Here is a 6693-nt window from a genome sequence, read left to right on the forward strand (position 1 = left end):
ACGCCGACCTCGCCGAAACCCAGCGTCTCCTCAACATCCGCCCCCGCGCCGTCCTCGGCTTCCACACCCCATCTGAAACACTGAACTCACACATAGCGCGTGTTGCACTGACCACTTGAGACCGCCGCATCCATACCCCACCTACGCGTCAACTCGCGGCCCATGTGCAGCGCGGGCGCGGGGCACAGCGCGGGGCAAGGCGCAGACACCCGCGCAACTTGGCGCGAGTGTGGGGTATCCCGCATCCATACCCCCCCTCTACGCGCCAACTTGCGAACCCAGGGGACAGCACCCGCGGGGGCAGCACGCCCCACGCCCGAGTTCACCAGCGGTTGTGGACGTCCTCGGCGAAGCCCTCCACGCCTTCGAACGCGACGACCGCGTCGCCCGCGTCGAAGGTGCCCGCCCACGTGCCGAAGCACTGGTCGGTGCGCGAGGCGACGATACCCAGATTCGTGCGGGAGCGCTTCGTGTAGAACGGCGTGAAGGTGGCGTCCAGTCCTCCGCCGACAATGCGCCACGGCGCCGTGGGCACGTCGAGCCGGTAGTCCCAGTCCAGCTGCACCGAGATCTTGTGCATCACGCCGTCGAGCATGATGCCGTTCTCGGTCGAGCCGGTGCCGTCGGTCCACTGGCCACCGACTTGGATGCCGATGATCCGACCGTCGACCGTCTGCCCGGCGCCCGCGCCCCAGTTCCACCGCACGTTGTACGGCCACCGGCCGCGCCCGTGGTCGAGCACGGCCCACGACCCGGCGGGCACCTCGTGGGCGATGCCGGCGGTGGTGATGGTCCCGGATGCCGGCAGCGCGACATCCTTGACCGTGTATTGAAACCGGCGACGCGACCACGGCACGACCACCGCGAGGCAGTCGTGGTCGGCCGGTCGGCGCACAGTGATGTCGAACCCGGCGTCGGCGATCTCGGCGTGCAGGCGCCATCGCTGCCCGTCGGGAGTCGGGGTGATCGTGATGCCGAGCCCGCGGGCACCGGCCATCGCGACGCCCGTGCCCAGCGAGGCCGGCAGCTGGACATCCTTGGCCGGGATGACGGTCGCGTTCTTCGACCACACCCGTTCGGTCGCGCGCTCGAAGATCCACACCTCGTGGACGGCGGCGTAGTCGATCGACGACACCGTCAGCGCCACGATGTGCGTGGGGGTCATGACGTTCCAGTACTCCCACCGCTTGTTGCGTCCGCGGCCGCGGCCGATGCCGGAGGTGTCGACCAGCGGCGAGCGCGCCCACCCGATGGCGTCGGTGTTGAGCCGGCCGTCGGCATCCGTGAGAGAGACGGGCTCGGCGAGTTCGCGTTCGGTCATTCGATGCCTCCTGCCGCGGCGCGCAGCCGGTCGGTGACCGCGCGCACCGCCTCGATCGGGATCTTGATGAACCGGCGGTCGTAGCTGACCAGACCGTTGACTTCGTCTTCGACGTCGCTGAGCTGCGTGTACACCACGGCACCGAGGCCGCGGGCGATCGCGGGCGCGATCTCTCGGTCATGCAGCCGTTCGAAGGCCCGCCGCAGGGCGGCCTGGGTGCGGTAGGTGCGGTAGCCGAACGTCTTCCGCCCCCATGTGCGGCCGGGCACGGCGAGGCTGTATCCGCCGTACTCGGTGAGCGCGAGCACCCGCCCGTCGCGCCGGCGCGGCACGCGGAAGCGGCGGAAGTACACGTGCAGACTCTGCAGATCCCCGGCGCCCTGGTCATGCCAACCGCTGGCGTGGTCGACCGGACGCGTCGGATCGAGCGCGGCCACGTGCGCAGCGATGCGGGCCGCGTCGAACTGTCCCCACCCTTCGTTGAACGGCACCCACAGCGCGATCGAGGGGGTCGCGCGCAGGTGCGCGATCATGTCATCGAGTTCGAATTCGAAGTGCGTGCGGCCTGTGGCATCCTCTCGGGCGAACCGCGCGTGGTCGCCGTCGTCGAAGCGCACCCGGGTGACGGCCGGGGCCGTGATCGTCAGCGGGCGGTAGCGACCGCCGCCGTTGACGGCGTCCTGCCACACGAGCATGCCCAGCCGGTCGCAGTGGTGGTACCAGCGCAGCGGTTCGACTTTGATGTGCTTGCGCAGCATGGTGAAGCCCATGTCCTTCGCGAGCTGCACGTCGTACTCGAGCGCCGCATCGGACGGTGCCGTGTAGCCGCCGTCGGGCCAGTAGCCCTGATCGAGCAGCCCGACCGGCAGATACGGCGCGCCGTTGAGCAGCAGCCGCGGGTGCCCGTGCACGTCGCGCCCCACGCCGAACGAACGCATGCCGACATAGGAATGGACGGTGTCGGCACCCAGCTGCACCTCGATGTCGTAGAGGAACGGGTCCTCGGGTGACCAGGTGCGTACCGGTGCGGCCAGCGCGATGCGGGTGGGCTGCCCGGGCGTGATCTCCGTGGATGCCACGGGGGCACCGGCCGCGTCGATGCGGACGTGCGCGGGTGGGGCCGCATCGCCGTGCGTGGTGGCGTGCACGGTGATCTCGAGGTCGCCGGTGTCGAGGTGCGGCACCAGGTCGAGGTGCGAGACGTGCGTCGCCGGGACGATCTCGAGCCACACCGTCTGCCAGATGCCCGACTGCGGGGTGTACCAGATGCCGCCGCGCGAGCCGGACTGCTTGCCGCGGGCGAGCCACGCGGCATCCGTCACATCTCGTACGGCGACGACGAGCTCGTGGGTACCGGCGGCGTCGGCCGGGTCGTCGGCGTCGGCCGGGTCGTGGGCTCCAGCCGAGCCGGCCGGCTCGTCGACACGCCCGGCCAGCGCCCCCGTGATGTCGAAGGTGAAAGGCAGGTAGCCGCCGGTGTGGCCGCCGACCTCGATGCCGTCGACGGCGACGCGACAGCTCTGGTCGACGGCGCCGAAGTGCAGCAGCACCCGCTCGCCGGGCCCCAACGCGCGCGGCAGGGTGAAGGTGCGGCGGTACCACAGCAGCTGGTCGTGGTGCAGAGCGCGGCCGACCCCCGACAGGGGCATCTCGGGCGAGAACGGCACGATGATCTCCCCCGACCAGCGGCGCGGCGGCCGGGTCGGATCGTCGACCGCCAAAGGGTCGTATTCCGCGTACGGCGTGAAGGTGCAGTCCCACCGGCCGTTGAGGTTCAGCCAGTCGCCGCGCACGAGCTGCGGGCGCGGGTATTCGGGCAGCGGCGCCTCGGGGTCGAGCTGTTCGCCCCACGGCGTGAGCATCGCAGCGGTCATGCGTCGACCACCGCCGATGCGTCGGCGGCGACGGGTGCGCGGCGTGCCAGCAGAACCGGGATCGCCACGAGCAGCGCGATCGCGGCGGCGGCGAGGAACATCCACGGCGTGGGCACCTGCTTGATCACGCCGAGGTCTTCATAGGTCTCGTTGGCGCCGATGATCACGAACGCGCCGATGAACGGCCCGACGAGCATGGGAACCAGGACGATGAAGATCATCCGCAGCCCTTGCACCATGCCGACGCGGTCGACCGGCGTCTGGTCGCGGACGTTGGCCGACAGGGAGGCGGTGGAGAGCATGAACCCGCCCATCATGACCGTGCCGAACGCGATGACGGTGAGCATGTCGCGGGCGAAGAACATGCCGATCAGCCCGGCGATCATGATGCCGACCGTCGGCAGCACGGCGCGCATCTTGCCGACGCGGTCGATGACGCGGCCGCCCACGACGCTGATGATCGCGGCCAGGGTCAGCACGCTGGCGAGGATGATCGCGTACCCGTCGATGCGCAGATACCGCTGGATGTAGATGATCAGGTACGGGATGAACACCTGCGAGCTGGTGCCGATGATCGCCCAGGCGACCAGGAGGACGTAGAGACGGGGGTTGGCCCGCACGGTGCTGGGGCGCAGGCCGTGGATGAGGGCGGCGAGGTAGCCGTCGGTGTTCTTCTCGATCGACGGCGCGTCGCGCACGAGGAACCAGGCGATCACGCCGACGACGGCGGTGACGCCCCCGACGATGCCGAAGAACAGCTTCCACTCGCCGGCCTGGGTGAGCCCGTCGAGGGCGCCGAACACCACCAGCATCGACATGAGCGGAAGGACGGCGAGCGTCGCGTCCACCCGGCCGCGGTTCGACGGATGGGTCACGTCGGTCACCCAGGCGTTGAAGGCGGCGTCATTGGCTCCCGACCCGAACAGCGACATGACGCAGTCGAGCACCACGATCGCGACGACCGCGGTGCCGACGACCTGCGCGGCCAAGACCCCCGACTCGGGCTGGACGAAACCGAAGGTTGCGGTGGTGGCACCCCACAGGATGTAGCCGACCGCGATGAACGGGCGGCGGGTGCGCACCTTGTCGGACCACGCACCGACGACCATCGTGGCCAGGGTCGCCGCGATCGCGGAGGCGGCGACGAGGACGGCGATCACGGTGGGGTCGGTGGTGATCGTGTCGTAGACGAACACGTTGAGGTACATGTTCTCGACGGTCCACGCGAGTTGGCCGACGAAGCCGACCAGGACGACCACGAACCAGGTGCGGGCACCGACCGGCACGCGCCGGGCGGGGTCCGGTGCAGCGGGTGCACCTGTGCCGGTGGTGGGGGCGCTGTGCAGGTTCGGGCCGTCGGGGTGGTCGGCGGGCACAGCGGTGCGGTCGGTCATCGGCAACCTTGCTTCTGTCCGGGGGTGTTCGGGTCGCCTAGATCCTATGCCCTGGCGTCCCACCGCGCGGGCCTGTTTCCCGCGGAGCATGCGATGGGTGGGTGGATGCCGGAAAACGCGTACCGCCCCGGTCCGGAATCGGACACGGGGCGGTAGGTGGATGCCGGGGCCGGCCCGCCTCCGCCTGCTCGAGGCGGGTGCGGACCGGCGTCCCGCGATCACTGGTCGATCGGCTGCGGCTCTTCGCTGGATTCGTGCGCCTGGATCATCGGCGCGTCGGCGCCGGCGACCACCTGCACCTTGCGCGGCTTGGCCTTCTCGCTGACCGGGATGGTCACCGTCAGCACACCGTTGTTGTAGGTGGCCGCGATGTTCTCGGTGTCGATGCCCTGGCCGAGGTTCAGCTGGCGCAGGAAGCTGGCCGCCTCGCGCTCACGGGTGATCCACTTGACGTCGTCGCCCGAGTGCAGGGTGCGCTCGGCGCGGATGGTCAGCAGCTGACCGTCCACGTCGATGTCGACCGAGCCCGGGTCGATTCCCGGCAGGTCGGCGCTCAGCACATAGTGGTCACCGTCGCGATACAGGTCCATCGGCATGCGGCGCGGGCCGCGGCGCGTGTCGAAGAGGGTAGACGCGAGACGGTCGAGGTCACGGAACGGGTCATACGTGGCCATTTTTCTCTCCTTGTCTGGTGTTCTGCATGAGGTTCAAAGTTGAGTCGATGCGACTCAAGTACCTTCAGATTAGCACTCTCGATGCGAGAGTGCTAGTCGTTCGCGTACGGCGAACGCACCTCCTCCCCAAGACGCGCGTCATCGCGCTTGTCCACAACTTCCCCGCCCGGGCGACCTGCGGGTTCCGGCACCGCCACCGTGGACTCATGCCCCGACAGCCACTGCCCCTGCCACGAGATCTCTCGACCGCGTTCACCTCCGCCGAGGCCCGCGCCCACGGGGTGTCTGCCGACCGGCTCCGCGCGCGCGACCTGCACCGCCCGTTCCGCGGCGTGCGCGTCCGGCACGATGTCGGCCGTGAGCGACCGGTGACGCCGCTGACGCCGCTGGCACCCGTGACGACGCTGACGCCACTGGCCCGCGACCTTGCGGCGCGAGCGGCGATCCTGGCGCGGATCCGTGCACACGATCTCGTCGCTCCCGCGCACGCGTTCTATATCGGGACCAGCGCACTGGCCGTGTATGGGCTGCCGTTCATCGACCCGGAAGCGGCGGCCGCCGGCGACCTCGAGGTGGGCGTGTTCGCTCCGCGCCGAGCGCTGCGGCGCCCCGGCATCCACTCGGTTCAGATCACGCCGGGGCTCGCCCAGGTCCGCGTGCACGACGGACATCGCGTGGCCGCGCCGGCATCGCTGTGGGCGCTGCTCGGGCGCATTCACTCCGTCCGTCAACTCGTCGCCATCGGCGATGCGATGATCCGCATCCCGCGCAACGATCGCGGACGGCCAGAGCCCGCCCGGCAACTTGCGACCGTCGAACAACTGCAGGAAGCGGTCGGATCGGGGCGGCGTCGCGGCGGGCCGCGGCTCAGGGCGGCCCTGCCGCTGCTGCGCACCGGAAGCATGTCGGTTCTCGAATCCGACTTCCGCTTCGACGTGATGCTCAGCGACCTGCCCGAGCCTGCCCTCGACGTCGAGATGCGCGATGCGCGGGGCACCCTGCTGGGCATCAGCGACGCGGTGTACTCGCAGTTCGGTGTCGCCATCGAAGTGGAGGGCGACCACCATCGCACTTCGCGCACCCAGTGGGATCGCGATATCGCGAAGTACGCTGCCTATGCCGCCCACGGCTACGAGGTCGTGCGACTCACCGCCCGCGACATCCGCGGCGGCCGCGCCGTGGCCATCGTGCGGAACGTGCTGCTGCGCCGGGGGTGGCGCCCGCCCGTGTGACGCCGGGGGTGCTTGTTGCGCGCGCTCGAGCTCCCGCACCTGGAAGTTGGCGCATGTGTGGGGTATCCCCACGGCGGTCTCAAGTGGTCAGTGCAACACGCGCTATGTGTGAGTTCAGTGTTTCAGATGGGGTGTGGAAGCCGAGGACGGCGCGGGGGCGGATGTTGAGGAGACGCTGGGTTTCGGCGAGGTCGGCGT

5 protein-coding genes are annotated in these 6693 nt (G+C 69.8%); 1 reads left to right on the forward strand and 4 read right to left on the reverse strand.

The window, feature by feature from the left end; all coding sequences use genetic code 11:
- Positions 1-322: 322 nt before the first annotated feature.
- The 4 genes from ACQ143_RS14675 to ACQ143_RS14690 form a co-directional block, all read right to left on the reverse strand.
- A complete protein-coding gene (locus tag ACQ143_RS14675; RefSeq protein WP_449571447.1) occupies positions 323-1321 on the reverse strand; it encodes a DUF2804 domain-containing protein in 999 nt (332 codons plus the stop codon).
- Positions 1318-3195 carry a glycoside hydrolase family 2 protein gene (locus ACQ143_RS14680; protein WP_449571448.1) on the reverse strand — a complete coding sequence of 626 codons (1878 nt, stop codon included), beginning with the start codon at positions 3193-3195 and terminating at the stop codon, positions 1318-1320. The genes ACQ143_RS14675 and ACQ143_RS14680 overlap by 4 nt, the downstream gene beginning before the upstream one ends.
- The gene (locus tag ACQ143_RS14685; RefSeq protein ID WP_449571449.1) at positions 3192-4589 is read right to left on the reverse strand and encodes an MFS transporter; all 1398 of its coding nucleotides are present in this window, start codon (positions 4587-4589) and stop codon (positions 3192-3194) included. Before ACQ143_RS14685 ends, ACQ143_RS14680 begins: the two co-directional genes overlap by 4 nt.
- Positions 4590-4807: 218 nt before the next feature.
- Complete coding sequence (locus ACQ143_RS14690) at positions 4808-5263, reverse strand: Hsp20/alpha crystallin family protein (protein ID WP_449571450.1); 456 nt, start codon at positions 5261-5263, stop codon at positions 4808-4810.
- 206 nt (positions 5264-5469) lie between these two features.
- Between ACQ143_RS14690 and ACQ143_RS14695 the strand changes: the two genes are divergently transcribed.
- On the forward strand, positions 5470-6495 hold the full coding sequence (locus tag ACQ143_RS14695; protein WP_449571451.1) for a hypothetical protein: 1026 nt from the start codon (positions 5470-5472) through the stop codon (positions 6493-6495).
- Positions 6496-6693: the final 198 nt, after the last annotated feature.

The organism is Microbacterium pollutisoli, assembly GCF_053586795.1.